The sequence below is a fragment of the Streptomyces sp. NPDC054783 genome (assembly GCF_053611725.1).
This window is the reverse complement of record NZ_JBSHAY010000006.1, coordinates 224,096-239,750: the sequence shown is the minus strand read 5'-3', so window position 1 is coordinate 239,750 and position 15,655 is coordinate 224,096. Positions and strand designations below refer to the sequence as shown.

Genomic DNA, 15,655 nt, shown 5'->3' with positions numbered 1-15,655 from the left:
TACCGGGGCTGGCTCGTCGTGTGTGCGAGATTCAGCGCTCTTCTTCGGAAGCGGTGTTCGGAACGGACGTGAGCCGCTCCGTCTCGTCCTGTATCTCAGCGGCGATCTTCTTGAGTTCCGGCTCGAACTTGCGACCGTGGTGGGCGCAGAAGAGCAGTTCTCCGCCGCTGAGCAGGACGACGCGCAGGTATGCCTGGGCGCCGCAGCGGTCGCAGCGATCGGCGGCCGTCAACGGGCTCGCGGGGGTCAGAACAGTAGTCACGTCGCCTCTTCTCTAGCTCGACGAGCTGTCGTACCAGGGTCAACATCCAACCAGCCCGAAAACGTTCCCGCTCGTGGCTCTTCCTCGAAAAAATCTTCCGGGGCGGCTGTCTGCTGCCGGTTGGCGGCGAATGTGCCGTAGTGCGTCTCTTGTGGTGCTTACGGTTTCGCGCGGTGTTGTATCTCGGTCCTCCAGGCCGGGTTGCCTGTTGTTCATGAGGACGTGCCCGGAGCCTAAATGGTTCATGCCTCCAATGGAACGTGATATGTACTTCACTCCATCGAGGGATCGAACATGCATGCGAGCCTGGACTAGTCTGAGTTCTCGACGAGGGTGGCGTTACACCGGCTCTACCAGGCCTCGGTACCCTCTGAGCGGCAACCGAAGCCGCCCCCTTACCCAGTAGGGGGTCAACTGAAATTCAGCGAGGAGCGAACCGCGTGACCGCCGATACGTCCGTGCCGTCCACAGCGCTGCTGGCAGGAGCAGACCGGGACGGTTCCAACTACACCGCGCGGCACCTGCTCGTCCTCGAGGGCCTCGAGGCCGTGCGCAAGCGCCCGGGCATGTACATCGGCTCGACCGACAGCCGCGGTCTGATGCACTGCCTGTGGGAGATCATCGACAACTCCGTGGACGAGGCCCTCGCGGGCGTCTGCGACCGCATCGAGGTGATCCTCCACGACGACGGCTCCGTGGAGGTGCGCGACAACGGCCGCGGCATCCCCGTCGACGTGGAGCCCAGGACCGGCCTGTCCGGCGTCGAGGTCGTCATGACCAAGCTCCACGCGGGTGGCAAGTTCGGCGGCGGCTCGTACGCCGCCTCCGGCGGTCTGCACGGCGTCGGCGCGTCCGTGGTCAACGCCCTCTCCGCCCGTCTCGACGTCGAGGTGGACCGCGGCGGCCACACGCACGCCATCAGCTTCCGGCGCGGCGTGCCCGGTGCCTTCGCGGCCGACGGTGCCGACGCCAAGTTCGAGGCCAAGAGCGGTCTGCGCAAGACCAAGAAGATCCCCAGGACCCGTACCGGCACGCGAGTGCGCTACTGGGCCGACCGTCAGATCTTCCTCAAGGACGCCAAACTCTCCCTGGAGAACCTCCACCAGCGCGCCCGGCAGACCGCCTTCCTGGTGCCGGGCCTGACGATCGTCGTCCGCGACGAGGTCGGCCTGGGCGACGGCGGCAGCAAGGGCGAGGAGTCCTTCCGCTTCGACGGCGGCATCAGCGAGTTCTGCGAGTACCTGGCGAGCGACAAGCCGGTCTGCGACGTCCTCCGCTTCTCGGGCAAGGGCACCTTCAAGGAGACCGTCCCCGTTCTGGACGAGCACGGCCAGATGACCCCCACCGAGGTCACCCGTGAACTCGGCGTGGACATCGCGATGCGCTGGGGTACGGGCTACGACACGACTGTCCGGTCCTTCGTCAACATCATCGCCACCCCCAAGGGCGGCACCCATGTCTCGGGCTTCGAACAGTCCGTGACAGGCGTGTTCAACGATGTGCTGCGCGCCAAGAAGCTGCTGAGGGTGGCCGAGGACAACATCGTCAAGGACGACGCCCTCGAAGGCCTCACCGCCGTCGTGACCGTGCGCCTGGCCGAGCCGCAGTTCGAGGGCCAGACCAAGGAGGTCCTGGGCACCTCGGCGGCTCGCCGCATCGTGAACAACGTGGTCACCAAGGAGCTGAAGGCGTTCCTGACCAGCACGAAGCGGGATGCCGCTACGCAAGCCCGCGTCGTCATGGAAAAGGTGGTGGCCGCCGCTCGCACGCGCGTCGCGGCCCGCCAGCACAAGGACGCCCAGCGCCGGAAGACCGCCCTGGAGTCCTCGTCCCTGCCGGCGAAGCTCGCCGACTGCCGCAGCGACGACGTCGACCGCAGCGAGCTGTTCATCGTCGAGGGCGACTCCGCACTCGGTACGGCCAAGCTGGCGCGGAACTCCGAGTTCCAGGCCCTGCTGCCGATCCGCGGCAAGATCCTCAACGTGCAACGCTCGTCGGTGACCGACATGCTCAAGAACGCCGAGTGCGGCGCGATCATCCAGGTCATAGGAGCCGGCTCGGGCCGCACCTTCGACATCGACCAGGCCCGCTACGGCAAGATCATCATGATGACTGACGCCGATGTGGACGGCTCCCACATCCGCTGCCTGCTGCTCACGCTGTTCCAGCGCTACATGCGGCCGATGGTCGAGGCCGGCCGGGTCTTCGCCGCGGTGCCGCCGCTGCACCGCATCGAGGTCGTCCAGCCGAAGAAGGGCCAGGACAAGTACGTCTACACGTACTCCGACCGCGAGCTGCGGGACAAGCTCATGGAGTTCCAGAGCAAGGGCATCCGGTACAAGGACACCATCCAGCGCTACAAGGGTCTGGGTGAGATGGACGCCGACCAACTGGCCGAGACCACGATGGACCCCCGTCACCGCACGCTGCGCAGGATCAACCTGTCCGACCTGGAGGCCGCCGAACAGGTCTTCGACCTGCTGATGGGCAACGACGTGGCGCCGCGCAAGGAGTTCATCTCCAGCTCGGCGGCGACGCTGGACCGGTCGCGCATCGACGCGTAGCCGCTGCGCCGGGCTTCGGCCGACGGGGTTGCCCGGGTTGGCTGACCTGGTTGGTCGAGGCCGTCGACGGGATTGGTGGCTGGCGGAGGGAGACAGTGCTCTTCCTTCGCTGGCCGGGTGGTTCTTTTCGGTTGGGCGGGTGGTCTTCGGGGGCCGGTGCGGTCGGCTTACGCCGGCGGTCTGGTGGTCTTCTGCGGTTGGCCGGAGGGGCTTGGGCCCGTAGCCGGGTGGTCTTCCGCGGTCGGCTGGTTGGCCTTGCGCCGGTCGTCGAGTGGTGTCCCTTCGCCGGTCGGGTGCGGCGGCCGGTGGGTCCTGACCTGGACACGGCGGCCGCGCCTTCCGCTGCGATGAAGACGTTTTTGACCGCGACGAGAGAGCTGGTGCCGGCCTCGGGGTGCCGGCCTCGCAGCCAACAGCGGCACGCGACGCCCCACCACGACGTTTCCCGCGCGGCTGGCAGAATTCCGCCCTGCCGACGGCGACCTGGTGGGCCTGCTCTCTCCCCGACGAGCACACCGCCCGGAACCGCCGCGCAGTCCGGCTACGTCGTCTCCCCCCGGCGCGATTCCCGGTCGCGTGGGCTGATCCTGCCGAGGCCGATTAGGCCTGATCGTGCCGGGCCTGAGGCGACAATGATCCTGCTGGGCCGGACAAGGCCTGGTCCGGCGCGGCTGGCGTGGGGCTCGCGGGTGTCTGTGGGCGTTTCCTTCAGCTCCCTCCCATTCCAGGCCCTGCGGTTGTGAGCAGTTGGGGGTCCCGGTGTTTCAGGCGGATACCGGACGCCGGCGGTGGTGCCGGGCGTCGTGTGCACCCGGTCACCGACCCTGTCGGCCATGGGGCACTGCCGCCCAGAGGCCCGCGCCGCTCACGGTCGGTCGCCGGAAAACTGGCCCATTCTGCCCTGACCGATCTCCGTCCCTACCCCGGACCGGTAGGTGCACCCGCCGGGTCTACACCCGTGGGTGGAGACGAGCCGCTCAGGGTTTCCACCCTTGATCCACCCCGGCTCCGATCTCCCGACCTGCGCTTTTCCGTAGCTTCGTAGGTGTCGGCAGCACCCGCTCCCGGCACCACCTTCTCGCTCACGGAGGCTTTGATGTCCGGGCTCGTCAACGCGCTGGTGATCGTGGCCGTCGCCGCCGTAGTGATCGCGCGGCAGTTCCGCGCCCGCGCGATCAACACCGACCGGCGCTGGTGGCTGATCCCCGTGATCCTCGCTGTCATCGCGCTGCGCGAACCCGGCATCCTCGACGCCCACCACCGTGCGGAATCCGCCGTGCTGCTCGCCCTGGAGCTGGTCATCGGTGTGGCCACCGGCGCCGGCTGGGCCTGGACGACCCGCATCTGGACGGAGCCGGACGGCGTCGTGTGGACCAAGAGCACCAAGGCGAGCGTCGCGGTATGGATCGTGGGCATAGCCCTGCGCATCGGCATCTACGCCGTCGGCGCCGCACTCGGCCTGCACCAGGACAGCTCCGCCCTGATGTGCGCTCTCGCCGCCACCCTGCTGGTCCGCGGCGGAATCCTGGTCTGGCGGGCGCAGTCCCTCGGCACCGCGAACGGCCCCACTCCGGCGTACGGTGACGGCATGCGGTCGGTCAGGAGGGAGCGCGCGTGAAGGAGAACGCCTGGACACGCTGGCCGTCGCGGGAGGCGCTCGGCCGCCAGGGAATCTCCCGGCCCCGGCGCCTGATCGCCTGGTCCGTCAGGATCCTCGTGATCGGCATGCTCCTGTGGGGCGCGTACAACCAGAGGCACATCGGCCCCTGGGGCGGACTCGCCGCGATGGCCGGGGTCCTCGTCACCGCTCTCCTCGCCTGGGCCTTCTTCAGGACCACCTACCAGCACCGGCTGGTGCCCTCCCTGGCGCTGATGGGCGCGATCATGGGCATCGCGGTCATGGCTGAGGCCACGGGGTTCAGAGGACCGGCCCTCGTGATCTGGTGCGGCTGCGGGATCAGTGCCCTGGAGCGGCTGCCGCTCGCGGCCGCGGCTCCGGTGACCTCGGTGGGCCTGGCCGCGTACGCCGCATTCAACAACGACGTGTGGCTGACCACGGCCGCCTCGGTCGCGGGCATGGCCCTCGCCGGATACGTCCTGCGGCTGGACGCCGAAGCCCGCGGCCACGCGCAGCAACTGCTTGCCCAGGAGCGCGCTGCCCGGGCGGCCGAGGCGGAGTCAGCGGCGCTGGCCGAGCGAGCCCGCATCGCACGGGAGATCCACGACGTGCTGGCCCACAGCCTCTCGGCTCAGCTGGTGCACCTGGAGGCCGCCCGGCTACTGATCGAGAACGGCGCGGACCGTGAACGCATCCTGGAGCGGGTGGTGGCCGCCCGTGGCATGGCCCGCGACGGACTCGCCGAGACCCGGCAGGCCCTGTCCGCGCTGCGGGGGGAGCTGACACCGCTGGAGGATTTCCTGGGCGAGCTCGTCAGCGGGGCCGACGGCGCGGAGGTCACCGTGACGGGTGAGCGCAGGCCCCTGTCGGCCGAGGCCTCCCAGGCCGTGCGCAGGGTCGCCCAGGAGGCGCTGACCAACATCCGCAAGCACGCGCAGGGCGCCAAGGTGCACGTGCGACTCGACTACAGCGAGCACGAAGTGACGCTGGACGTACGGGACTCGGGCGGACGGCCGGGCGAGCTCACGGGATCCGGAGGCGGGTACGGTCTGCTGGGGATGCGCGAGCGGGCCGAGCTGCTGGGCGGCTCACTGGACGCGCGGCCGGACGAGGAGGGGTTCGCGGTGACGCTGAAGGTGCCTGTATGACGGAGACGGAGGGGGAGAAGAAGCCCGCACGGGTCGTGGTCGCCGACGACCAGACCGTGGTCCGGGAGGGCATCGTGATGCTGCTCGGGCTGCTGCCCGGGGTGGAGGTCGTGGGTGCCGCGGGAGACGGCGAGGAGGCGGTGCGGCTGGTCGGGGAACTGGCCCCGGACGTCGTCCTGATGGATCTCAGGATGCCGCGCTGCGACGGTGTGGAGGCCACCCGGCGGATCCGGGCGCAGTATCCGGGGACCCAGGTCGTGGTGCTCACCACGTACGCGGACGACGAGTCGCTGTTCCCCGCGCTGCGTGCCGGCGCCCGGGGGTATCTGACCAAGGACGCGGGCGGTGACGAGATCGTGCGTGCCGTGGAGAGCGTGCTGTCGGGGGATGCCGGTCTGTCGCCGAGTGTCCAACGCCGGTTGCTGGAGCGGCTGTCACAGCCCGAGCCCGGCCCGCCGACGGCCGTTGAGGCGCCGCCCGACGGACTGACAGGGCGGGAGACCGAGGTACTGCTGCTGATCGCCGAAGGGCTCAGCAACCAGGAGATCGCCCGCAAGCTGCATGTGTCGACCGCGACCGTGAAGACACACATCAACAACCTCTTTGCCAAAACGGGCCTCAAGGACCGGGCGCAGGCGGTGCGTTACGCCTACAGCAAGGGGCTGGTGCGGCCGCCCACCCAGTGAATCACCTGATGGGGTGAAGAGCCGGAGGAAGAAGAGTCAGGGATCTTCCCGATCTGTCCATCCTTGGGCATGCAGTCAAGCAACGGTCGTGCCCGTGGAACCGGGGACGGTCCCGAGAGTTCGGCCGAGAACCAGCAGGACCACGGTGCGCCCTCCCGCGACGTGACGTACGAAGACCCTTGGTACGACGCTCTGGCCTCCGGCTGGGGCGAGCTGGACGGCACCGGTGCGCCGGCGCCGGGGGTGCCACCCGCTCGTGGGGAGCTGAGCGAAGCGGCGGTTCGCGCACGCGATGTGTACGTCGAGGTGCAGCGCAGCGCGGCCTTCCAGGAGGTGCGCACCAGGTATCGGCGGTTCGTCGTGCCGGGAGTCGCCGCCTTCCTCGCCTGGTACGTGGGCTATGTGGTCACGGCCACGGCCGCGCCGGGGCTCATGGCGCGGCCCGTGGCGGGCGCGGTGAACGTGGCCATGCTGGCCGGGCTGGGACAGTTCCTCACCACGTTCCTGCTGACCTGGGCCTACGCCCGGCATGCGCGGCTGCGCCGGGACCGGGCGGCGCTGGAGTTGCGCTGGGACACCCAGGAACTGACCCGCGAAGTGCGGGGAGATGCCTCGTGACCGGTGAGCATCAGACGCTGGCGCTGGTGATGTTCAGCGGTTTCGTGGCCGTCACCCTCGGGATCACGACGTGGGTGAGTCGTCGCCGGCATGGTTCGGCGGAGGAGTTCTACGCGGGAGGGCGGCTGTTCTCTCCGATGGAGAATGGTTTTGCCATCGCTGGTGACTACATGTCGGCCGCCTCCTTCCTCGGGGTCACGGGGCTCATCGCGCTGTACGGGTACGACGGGATGCTGTATGTCGTGGGGTTCCTGGTGGCCTGGCTGGTCGTGCTGTTCCTGGTGGCCGAACTGGTGCGGAACTGCGGCCGGTTCACCCTGGCCGACGTGGTGGCCGCGCGGATGAGCGAGCGGCCGGTGCGGATCGCGGCGGGAACTTCCTCGGTCACGGTGTCCGTTCTGTATCTGGTGGCGCAAATGGTCGGCGCGGGCAGTCTGGTGGCGCTGCTGCTGGGACGGACGAGCGGAGCAGCGCAGGCCTGGGCGGTCGTCGGGGTCGGCGCGCTCATGGTGATCTATGTGTCGTTGGGAGGGATGCGGGCCACCACCTGGATCCAGATCGTGAAGGCGGTGCTGCTGCTGAGCGGCACGATCGCGCTGACCATTCTCGTCCTGCTCCGCTTCCACGGCGACGTCGACCGCCTGCTGCTCACGGCCGCGGACCGCAGCGGTCACGGACGGGCGTTCCTGGCGCCGGGCCTGAAGTACGGCGGAAACTGGACCGCCCGCCTGGACTTCATCAGCCTGGGAATCGCCCTCGTGCTGGGCACGGGAGGACTGCCGCACATCCTGTCCCGCTTCTACACCGTGCCCACCGCGCGGGCCGCCCGCCGTTCCGCGGTGTGGTCCATCGGGCTGATCGGCGGCTTCTACCTGATGACGATCGTCCTCGGCTTCGGGGCGGCCGCGGTGGTGGGGACGGACGCGCTGCGCGGGTCGAACACGGCCGGGAACACGGCGGTGCCGCTGCTGGCCCTCGACCTGGGCGGGGGCGCGGGCTCCACCGGTGGCACTGTTCTGTTCGCGGCCGTCGCCGCCGTCGCCTTCGCCACCATCCTCGCGGTGGTCGCCGGCATCACGCTCGCCTCGTCGGCGTCGGTGGCGCACGACCTGTACGCGTCGCTGCGGAGCTCGCGCGGCACGGCACTCAGCGAGGTGGCGGTCGCGCGCTGGGCGGCGGTCGGTATCGGGGTCGTGGCGATCGCCCTCGGTCTGCTGGCCCGTGACCTCAACGTCGCCTTCCTCGTCGGACTGGCCTTCGCCGTCGCCGCGTCGGCGAACCTCCCGGTGCTGCTGTACTCGCTGTTCTGGCGCGGCTTCACCACCCGCGGCGCGGTCTGGGCCGTGTACGGCGGGCTGATCCCGGCGCTCGGGCTGGTGCTGCTCTCCCCCGTGGTGTCCGGCAGCCCCACATCGCTGTTCCCGGACGTCGACTTCCAGTACTTCCCGCTGCAGAACCCGGGCATCGTCTCCATTCCGCTCGGCTTCCTCGCCGGCTGGCTCGGCACGATCACCTCCGACGAGGTCGCCGACGGGGCCAGGTACGCCGAGACGGAGGTCCGGTCGCTGACCGGCGCCGGCGCCGTGTAGCGCGCCGGACCGATCGCTACGGCGCCACCCAGGCGTACCGGTGCTCCGGCCGGCCGGTGTCGCCGTACTTCAGGGAGAGCCGGAGCCTGCCGGCCTGTTCCAGATGGCGGAGATAGCGCTGGGCCGTGGAGCGGCTCAGGCCGGTCCTGGCGGCCACCTCGTGGGCGGACAGCGGCTGGCCGGCGCGGTGCAGGACGCCGCAGATGAGATCGGTCGTGGGCTCCGAGTGGCCGCTCGGCAGGCCGGGCGCGGACGGTGCGGGAGACGTCCGCAGCGCCCCGAAGATCCGGTCGACCTGCTCCTGCCCGGTCAGGCCGTGGCCGCCGACCCGGTCCACTGTGCGGCGCAGCGCGGCGTAGGAGTCGAGGCGGGCCCGCAGGGCCGCGAAGGTGAAGGGTTTGACCAGGTAGTGCAGGGCGCCGAGGCGCATCGCCTGCTGCACGGTCGTCACATCGCTGGCGGCGGTGATCATGATGACGTCCGTGCCGTGGCCCTGCTCCCGCATGCGGTGCACGAGATCGAGACCTGTCTGGTCCGGCAGATAGTGGTCGAGCAGGACCAGGTCGATGGTGCCGCGTTCGACGGCGGCCAGCGCCTGGGCGGCGCTGTGTGCGCGGGCGGTCACCCGGAAGCCTGGAACCTTTCCCACGTACTTGGCGTTTATCTCAGCGACGCGGAAGTCGTCGTCCACGACCAGGACGTCAATCATCAGGCCTCTCCTCCAAGGCCGACGAGCGTTAAGCCCGTGTTTCGGCTCCGCAGTTGTAGCGCGAGCAAAAAGAGCACAACAGGCTCCTGCGAGCAAAAGAACGGCTTGTGCTCACAAGACTCCTGCAGTGGCCGGGGCCACACCTACCGTCCCGGGCCATGAGCGCAGACACCAGCCCCGCCATCGAGATGCGGGGCGCGACCAAGACCTTCAGAACCCCGTCAGGGGGACGGCACACGGCCGTGCGCGGTCTGGACCTCACTGTCGAACGCGGTGAGTTCGTGGCCGTCGTGGGCCCGACCGGCTGCGGCAAGTCCACCACGCTGACGCTGGTCAGCGGTCTGGAGGAGCCCACCGAGGGCGAGGTGCTGGTGGCCGGCGAGCCGGTGGACGGCGTCGGCGACAAGGTCGGTTTCGTCTTCCAGCAGGACGCCACCTTCCCCTGGCGCACGGTCCTGTCCAACGTCATGGCGGGCCCCCGCTTCCGGGGCCTACCGAAGACCGAGGCCAAGGAGAAGGCCCGGGAGTGGCTGGCCCGCGTCGGCCTCGCCGCCTTCGAGGACCGTTACCCGCACCAGCTCTCCGGCGGTCAGCGCAAGCGCGTCGCGCTCGCCGCCACGTTCGTCAACGATCCCGAGATCCTGCTGATGGACGAGCCGTTCTCGGCGCTGGACGTGCAGACCCGGGCACTGATGTCGGACGAGCTGCTGGAGCTGTGGGAGGGCACGGGCGCCTCCGTCGTCTTCGTCACCCACGACCTGGAGGAGTCCATCGCGCTCGCCGACAGGGTCGTCGTGATGACCGCTGGACCCGCGACCGTGAAGCAGGTCTTCGAGATCGACCTGCCGCGGCCGCGCAAGGTCGAGTCGGTGCGCCTGGAGCCGCGGTTCATCGAGATCTACCGCGAGATCTGGGAGTCCCTCGGCGAAGAGGTCCGCATCACCCGCGAAAGGGGTGCCGCCCATGTCGCCTGACGTCATGCCCGAGGCCCAGGTCGCCCTGACCATGACGGAGCCCGCCAACAAGACGAACCGTGCGCAGACCCGCGCCCAGGCAGCTCGCCGCCGCAAGGCCTTCGTCGCCGCCGTACGCGTGCTGCTGCTGGTGGCCGTTCTCGGGCTGTGGGAGGGACTGTCCCGGGCGAAGATCATCGATCCGTTCAACTTCTCGATGCCCTCGAAGATCTGGGACCAGATCTGGACCTGGGTGATGCACGGGACGGCGCTCGGCTCCCTCGGCGAACAGATCTGGTACACGCTCTACGAGGCTCTGCTCGGCTGGGTCCTCGGTGTGGCCGGCGGTGTGCTCCTCGGTATCGCACTCGGGCGGATCAGATTGCTCGCCGAGGTCTTTGGTCCATACATCAAGGTGCTCAACTCGATCCCCAGGATCGTCCTGGCACCGATCTTCCTGATCTGGTTCGGCCTCGGGCCGTCCTCGAAGGTCGCCTCCGCCGTCGTCCTGGTCTTCTTCCCGGTGTTCTTCAACGCCTTCCAGGGCGCCCGTGAGGTGGACCGCAATCTGGTGGCCAACGCCCGCATCCTGGGCGCCAGCGACCGCCGGGTGACGCTCCAGGTGGTCATCCCTTCGGCCACCTCCTGGATCTTCACCAGCCTCCACGTCAGCTTCGGCTTCGCGCTCATCGGAGCCATCGTCGGCGAGTACATCGGCGCGTCCAAGGGCATCGGCCTGCTGGTCTCGCAGTCGCAGAACACCTTCAACGCGGCCGGCGTCTACGCCGCGATGGTCATCCTCGCGGTCGTCGCCCTCGCCGCCGAGGGGCTGCTGACCTTCGCCGAGCGCCGCATCTTCCGCTGGAAGCCCGCCGGTTCCGACAGCTGATCGGCCGCTCACCGGTCCGTCCCGGCCCCTCCCCGGGCCGCCTCCGGGCCTTTCCGGACCAGCCCCCACGACCTTCCCGGACCGGCCCCCCACGCCTTCCCCGTACTGCCCTCTCACAAGGACGTGAACCGCATGCGCAAGACCGCCAGATACGCCTCCCTGGCCGCCGCCGGCCTGCTCGCGCTCTCCTCCCTCACCGCCTGCGCCAACGACGTGGCCGGCTCCACGGCCGACACCGGAAGCGACTCCGGCGGCGGGAAGGGCGTGAGCGTCAAGATCATGGTCGGCGGCCTGGACAAGGTGATCTACCTGCCCGCGATGCTCACCCAGCGCCTCGGCTACTTCCGGACGGAGGGTTTGAACGTCCAGCTCCTCAGCGAGCCCGCCGGTGTCCAGGCCGAGACCGCGCTCGTCTCCGGTCAGGTACAGGGGGCGGTCGGCTTCTACGACCACACCCTCGACCTGCAGACCAATGGCAAGTCGGTGGAGTCGGTCGTGCAGTTCTCGCGTGCGCCGGGCGAGGTCGAGGTGGTCTCCAACAAGGCGGCCGGCGACCTCACGTCGCCCAAGGACTTCAAGGGCCGGAAGCTGGGCGTGACCGGGCTCGGTTCCTCCACCGACTTCCTCACCAAGTACCTCGCGGTCAAGAACGGCGTGAACGTCAGTGAGTTCACGCCCGTCGCCGTAGGCGCCGGACCGACCTTCATCGCGGCCCTCCAGAAGGGGGCGATCGACGGCGGCATGACCACCGACCCGACCGTCGCCACGATCCTGGACAAGAAGGCCGGCAAGGTCCTCATCGACATGCGCACCCCCGAGGGCTCGCAGAAGGCGCTGGGCGGGCCGTACCCGTCGTCAAGTCTGTACATGCAGACGGACTGGGTGAACGGGCACAAGGACACCGTCCAGAAGTTGGTCAACGCATTCGTCAAGACGCTCAAGTGGATGTCCACCCACAGCGCCGACGAGATCGCCGCCAAGATGCCGGCCGACTACTCCCAGGGCGACAAGGCGCTCTACGCACAGGCCGTCAAGAGCACCCTGCCGATGTTCACCGACGACGGCGTGATGCCCCAGGGCGGTCCGGAGACCGTTGAGAAGGTCCTCAAGTCGTTCAACCCCAACATCAAGAACGCCAAGGTCGACTTGGGCAAGACGTACACGACCGAGTTCGTCAACGCTGCCAAGTAGACCCTGTCGAGCAGAGACTCCGCTCAGCCGCGGGTCGCCCACACGTAACGGTGTTCCGGGCGGCCCGCGTCGCCGTACTTGAGGGTCAGCCGCGCCCGTCCCGTGCGCTCCAGGAGCTTCAGATACCGCTGGGCCGTCTGCCGACTCACCCCCGTCCGCTCGGCGATCTCCTGGGCGGACAGCGGGCCTTCGGCGTTCATCAGTGACTGGCGTACCAGCTCGGCCGTCGTCGGGGAGTGCCCCTTGGGCAGCCCCGGCTCCGACGGCGCGGAGAGGGCGCCGAAAATGCGGTCCACCTCCGCCTGCTCGGCCTCGCCGCCGCCGTCCAGCGTGCGCCGCAGCTGCGCGTACGCCTCCAGCTTGGCGCGCAGACCGGCGAAGGCGAACGGTTTCACCAGGTACTGCAGCGCCCCCTGCCGCATCGCGGCCTGGACGGTCGACACGTCCCGCGCCGCCGTCACCATGATCACGTCGGCCTGGTGGCCGCGCCGGCGCATCTCCCGGACGACCGCGAGACCGGTGTCGTCGGGCAGGTAGTGGTCCATGAGGACGAGGTCCAGCCGCGGCAGCGTCTCCACCTGCCGCAGCGCCTCGGCGGCGCTGTGCGCCTCGCCGGCCACGTGGAATCCCGGCACCTTCGCCACGTAGGCGGCGTTGACCGGGGCGACGCGCGTGTCGTCGTCCACGACCAGGACCTCGATCATCGGGTCACCTCCTCGGTGACGGCAGCGGGCTCGAGGGACTTCTCGCGCACCGCCGGTTCCAGCTCCGGCTCGGTCAGCGCCTCCGGCAGGACCACGGTGAACTCCGCGCCGCCGCCGTCCGCCGCGTCCACCGTCGCGCTGCCGCCCTGCCGTTCGGCGAGCCGGCGCACCAGCGAGAGCCCGAGGCCCCGTTTGCCGTGCGCGGGCGGCTTCTTGGTGGACCAGCCCTCCGTGAAGACCAGCTCCCGCTGGCCGGCCGGGATTCCGGGGCCCGTGTCGCGCACCCTGAGGACGACCGTACGGCCCTCCGTGCGCAACTCGACCTCCACGCGCGCGTGCGGCGTGCCGGCCACAGCGTCGAGGGCGTTGTCCACCAGGTTGCCCACGACCGTGACCAGACCCCGCGGATCGATCAGCCGGTCGGGCAGCCGTGTGTGCTCCGACACCCACAGCGCGACGCCCCGCTCGGCCGCCACGGTCGCCTTGCCGACCAGCAGCGCCGCGAGCAGGGGATCCTGGATCTTCTCGGTGACCTGCTCGGCGGTGACCCGGTGGTCGCCGACCACCTCGCCGACGAACTCCACGGCGTCGTCGTACATGTCCAGCTCCAGCAGCCCGAGCAGGGTGTGCATGCGGTTGGCGTGCTCGTGGTCCTGGGCGCGCAGGGCGTCGATCAGCCCGCGCGTGGAGTCGAGTTCGCGCCCCAGCTGCTCCAGTTCGGTGCGGTCCCGCAGGGTCGCGACGGCGCCGCCGTCGTCGGTCGGCATACGGTTGGCGACCAGCACGCGCTGGCCGCGCACGGTGAGCAGATCGGTGCCGGTCACCCGGCCGGCCAGGACGTCCGTCGTACGGCCCGCGCCGAGCGCGTCGTCCGGGGTCTGCCCGACCGCCTCGTCGCCGATGCCGAGCAGCCGCCGCGCCTCGTCGTTGAGCAGGCGGATACGACCGGCGCGGTCGAGCGCGACCACGCCCTCACGGATGCCGTGCAGCATCGCCTCGCGCTCCGCGAGCAGCGCCGAGATGTCGGAGAAGGCCAGGTCCCGGGTCTGCCGCTGGACCCGCCGGGAGATCAGCCAGGCGGCCAGCGCGCCCACCGCCAGAGCGCCTCCGGCGTACGCGAACAGACCCGGGATCGCGCTGATCAGCCGCGCCCGCACGCTGTCGTAGGCGATCCCGACCGAGACCGCCCCGATGATGCGGTCGTGCGCGTCGTACAGCGGCACCTTGCCGCGCGCGGAGCGGCCCAGGGTGCCGTTGTCGATCTCCATGACCTCATGACCGGCCAGGGCCTGCCTGGGGTCGGTGGAGACGTGCCCGCCGATCTCCGAGCGGGTGGTGTGCGACCAGCGCATGCCCCGCCGGTCCATCACCACGATGTACTCCGCGTGCGTGGCCCGTCGGATCCGCTCGGCCTCCTTCTGCACCGGACCGTTCGCGGTCGGCGGGGTGGTCAGGACGCCCTCGGCGATCTGCGGGTCCTGGGCCGTCGTCTGCGCGATGGCCAGCGCGCGGCGCTCCGCCTCCTGGTCCAGCTGCCTGCTCAGCGGCGCGAGGAACAGCCCGGTCGCGAGCACCGCGACGCCCGCGGCGATCGCCACCTGCATCAGCAGCACCTGGGAGAACACCCGCCGCGGCAGACCCAGGCGCAGACGGCGTGCGGGGGGAGTGGGGCTCATACCCACGACGGTACGTGGGGTGGCCCGACGCGCCCCAGAGGGTGTGGTGGGGATCTCTTGACCAGTTCTTGAAGGAAGCGGTCGCTGCGGGAGGGCTGTCGCTCAGCTCGCCAGCGCCGTCGGCCTCAGCTCGCGCACGGTCACGACATCCATCCGGGCCGGTGTGCCGAGCACCGACGCGCCGCAGCTCTCCGGGCGGGGCGGCAGCGACGCCCCCTGCGCCACGGTCACTCGCCAGCGGCGGCCGTCGGCGTGCCCGACGGTGACCTCCCAGCGCGGAGCCGCGCCCTCGGTCCGTACGACGCTCAGCAGCCCCGCCCGGTACTCGCCCGCCACCGACCGGACGGCCAGCTCGGCCGCCTGACCGGGCCGTTCCCAGGCGGAGCAGCCGCGGCACCCCTCGGCCACCACGCGCCCCTCCTGCGCGCCGTGCAGCGCCTCCTTGATGGTGTGCGCCTCTGCGCGGCCGTAGGAGTAGCCGTACGGCAGGACGAGCACGGTCGGCGAGAAGCGATGTCCACCCAGATGGGTGACCTCCCAGACGCCGCGCACCCCTGAGGCGGACAGTTCGGTGGCGAGGGGACGGCCCAGGAGGGCGCAGCAGCGGTCGCGTTTGCCGTTGGTGCACACGAACGCGAGCGGGTCGCCGCGATGCGGCCGCCCGCCGAGCGCGGCGCCGAAGGAACGGTGGTCCCCCGCTCCCAGGGCCGCGAAGTCCAGGCCGAGCAGGCGGCGCGGATCGCGGGTCGTGGCGCTGTGCAGCCATACGCGGCCCGGCACGGTGTGCGCGGCGTACACCTGCCGGACGGCGGGCCGGCCGGGGTCGGCGTGACGTCCGGGGCGCCGGATGAGCGCGACGCGTACGCCGGTTCCGTCGGCGGCCGGCTCCAGCGCCCGTCCGACAGCTGGGTCCAGGTGGCTCGACGTGAGCGCCTTGACGCCCCACGGGCCGGGCTGTTCCAGCAGCAGCCACGTCGTCGCCGTGGCCGCCGTACCGGAAACGGGCTCGTCGAGGCTCCGGGAGACGGTCGCGCACCTACTCACAGAG

Annotated in this window: 14 protein-coding genes; 9 read left to right on the top strand and 5 right to left on the bottom strand. The window is 70.1% G+C overall.

The annotated features are described in order from the left end of the window. Nucleotides 1–31: 31 nt before the first annotated feature. Nucleotides 32–262: a DUF7455 domain-containing protein gene (locus ACWGJ5_RS14230; RefSeq protein WP_030735014.1), complete on the bottom strand. Its 231-nt coding sequence runs from the start codon at nucleotides 260–262 to the stop codon at nucleotides 32–34. A 440-nt stretch (nucleotides 263–702) separates the two neighbouring features. Here ACWGJ5_RS14230 and ACWGJ5_RS14225 point away from each other — a divergent pair, with 440 nt between their 5' ends. The 6 genes from ACWGJ5_RS14225 to ACWGJ5_RS14200 all read left to right on the top strand — a co-directional run bounded on the left by ACWGJ5_RS14225 (nucleotide 703) and on the right by ACWGJ5_RS14200 (nucleotide 8,485). Continuing rightward, nucleotides 703–2,826, top strand: a complete 2,124-nt coding sequence (locus ACWGJ5_RS14225) for a DNA gyrase/topoisomerase IV subunit B (RefSeq protein WP_453310015.1) — start codon at nucleotides 703–705, stop codon at nucleotides 2,824–2,826. 1,096 nt (nucleotides 2,827–3,922) lie between these two features. Then, nucleotides 3,923–4,444, top strand: a complete 522-nt coding sequence (locus ACWGJ5_RS14220) for a DUF1453 domain-containing protein (protein WP_453310014.1) — start codon at nucleotides 3,923–3,925, stop codon at nucleotides 4,442–4,444. Further along, the gene (locus tag ACWGJ5_RS14215; protein ID WP_453310013.1) at nucleotides 4,441–5,592 is read left to right on the top strand and encodes a sensor histidine kinase; all 1,152 of its coding nucleotides are present in this window, start codon (nucleotides 4,441–4,443) and stop codon (nucleotides 5,590–5,592) included. Before ACWGJ5_RS14220 ends, ACWGJ5_RS14215 begins: the two co-directional genes overlap by 4 nt. Next, nucleotides 5,589–6,278: a response regulator transcription factor gene (locus ACWGJ5_RS14210; protein WP_453310012.1), complete on the top strand. Its 690-nt coding sequence runs from the start codon at nucleotides 5,589–5,591 to the stop codon at nucleotides 6,276–6,278. The genes ACWGJ5_RS14215 and ACWGJ5_RS14210 overlap by 4 nt, the downstream gene beginning before the upstream one ends. A gap of 69 nt (nucleotides 6,279–6,347) precedes the next feature. Then, nucleotides 6,348–6,896: a DUF485 domain-containing protein gene (locus ACWGJ5_RS14205; RefSeq protein WP_453310011.1), complete on the top strand. Its 549-nt coding sequence runs from the start codon at nucleotides 6,348–6,350 to the stop codon at nucleotides 6,894–6,896. Further along, on the top strand, nucleotides 6,893–8,485 hold the full coding sequence (locus ACWGJ5_RS14200) for a solute symporter family protein (RefSeq protein WP_453310010.1): 1,593 nt from the start codon (nucleotides 6,893–6,895) through the stop codon (nucleotides 8,483–8,485). Before ACWGJ5_RS14205 ends, ACWGJ5_RS14200 begins: the two co-directional genes overlap by 4 nt. Nucleotides 8,486–8,501: 16 nt before the next feature. On the opposite strand, the gene ACWGJ5_RS14195 is transcribed toward ACWGJ5_RS14200, so the two are convergent. Continuing rightward, nucleotides 8,502–9,194 carry a response regulator gene (locus tag ACWGJ5_RS14195; RefSeq protein ID WP_453310009.1) on the bottom strand — a complete coding sequence of 231 codons (693 nt, stop codon included), beginning with the start codon at nucleotides 9,192–9,194 and terminating at the stop codon, nucleotides 8,502–8,504. A 158-nt stretch (nucleotides 9,195–9,352) separates the two neighbouring features. On the opposite strand from ACWGJ5_RS14195, the gene ACWGJ5_RS14190 reads away from it, so the two are divergent. The 3 genes from ACWGJ5_RS14190 to ACWGJ5_RS14180 all read left to right on the top strand — a co-directional run bounded on the left by ACWGJ5_RS14190 (nucleotide 9,353) and on the right by ACWGJ5_RS14180 (nucleotide 12,227). Continuing rightward, nucleotides 9,353–10,168 (top strand): ABC transporter ATP-binding protein, encoded by an 816-nt coding sequence (locus ACWGJ5_RS14190; protein WP_453310008.1) that lies wholly within the window; start codon nucleotides 9,353–9,355, stop codon nucleotides 10,166–10,168. Beyond that, a complete protein-coding gene (locus ACWGJ5_RS14185) occupies nucleotides 10,158–11,036 on the top strand; it encodes an ABC transporter permease (protein ID WP_453310007.1) in 879 nt (292 codons plus the stop codon). The genes ACWGJ5_RS14190 and ACWGJ5_RS14185 overlap by 11 nt, the downstream gene beginning before the upstream one ends. 132 nt (nucleotides 11,037–11,168) lie before the next feature. After that, nucleotides 11,169–12,227: an ABC transporter substrate-binding protein gene (locus ACWGJ5_RS14180; protein WP_453310006.1), complete on the top strand. Its 1,059-nt coding sequence runs from the start codon at nucleotides 11,169–11,171 to the stop codon at nucleotides 12,225–12,227. A gap of 23 nt (nucleotides 12,228–12,250) precedes the next feature. On the opposite strand, the gene ACWGJ5_RS14175 is transcribed toward ACWGJ5_RS14180, so the two are convergent. The 3 genes from ACWGJ5_RS14175 to ACWGJ5_RS14165 all read right to left on the bottom strand — a co-directional run bounded on the left by ACWGJ5_RS14175 (nucleotide 12,251) and on the right by ACWGJ5_RS14165 (nucleotide 15,651). Next, entirely contained in the window at nucleotides 12,251–12,931 is a 681-nt protein-coding gene (locus ACWGJ5_RS14175) for a response regulator (RefSeq protein WP_453310005.1), read from the bottom strand. Continuing rightward, nucleotides 12,928–14,607: an ATP-binding protein gene (locus ACWGJ5_RS14170; RefSeq protein WP_453310004.1), complete on the bottom strand. Its 1,680-nt coding sequence runs from the start codon at nucleotides 14,605–14,607 to the stop codon at nucleotides 12,928–12,930. Before ACWGJ5_RS14170 ends, ACWGJ5_RS14175 begins: the two co-directional genes overlap by 4 nt. 102 nt (nucleotides 14,608–14,709) lie before the next feature. Further along, complete coding sequence (locus ACWGJ5_RS14165) at nucleotides 14,710–15,651, bottom strand: sucrase ferredoxin (RefSeq protein WP_453310003.1); 942 nt, start codon at nucleotides 15,649–15,651, stop codon at nucleotides 14,710–14,712. Nucleotides 15,652–15,655 lie beyond the last annotated feature (4 nt).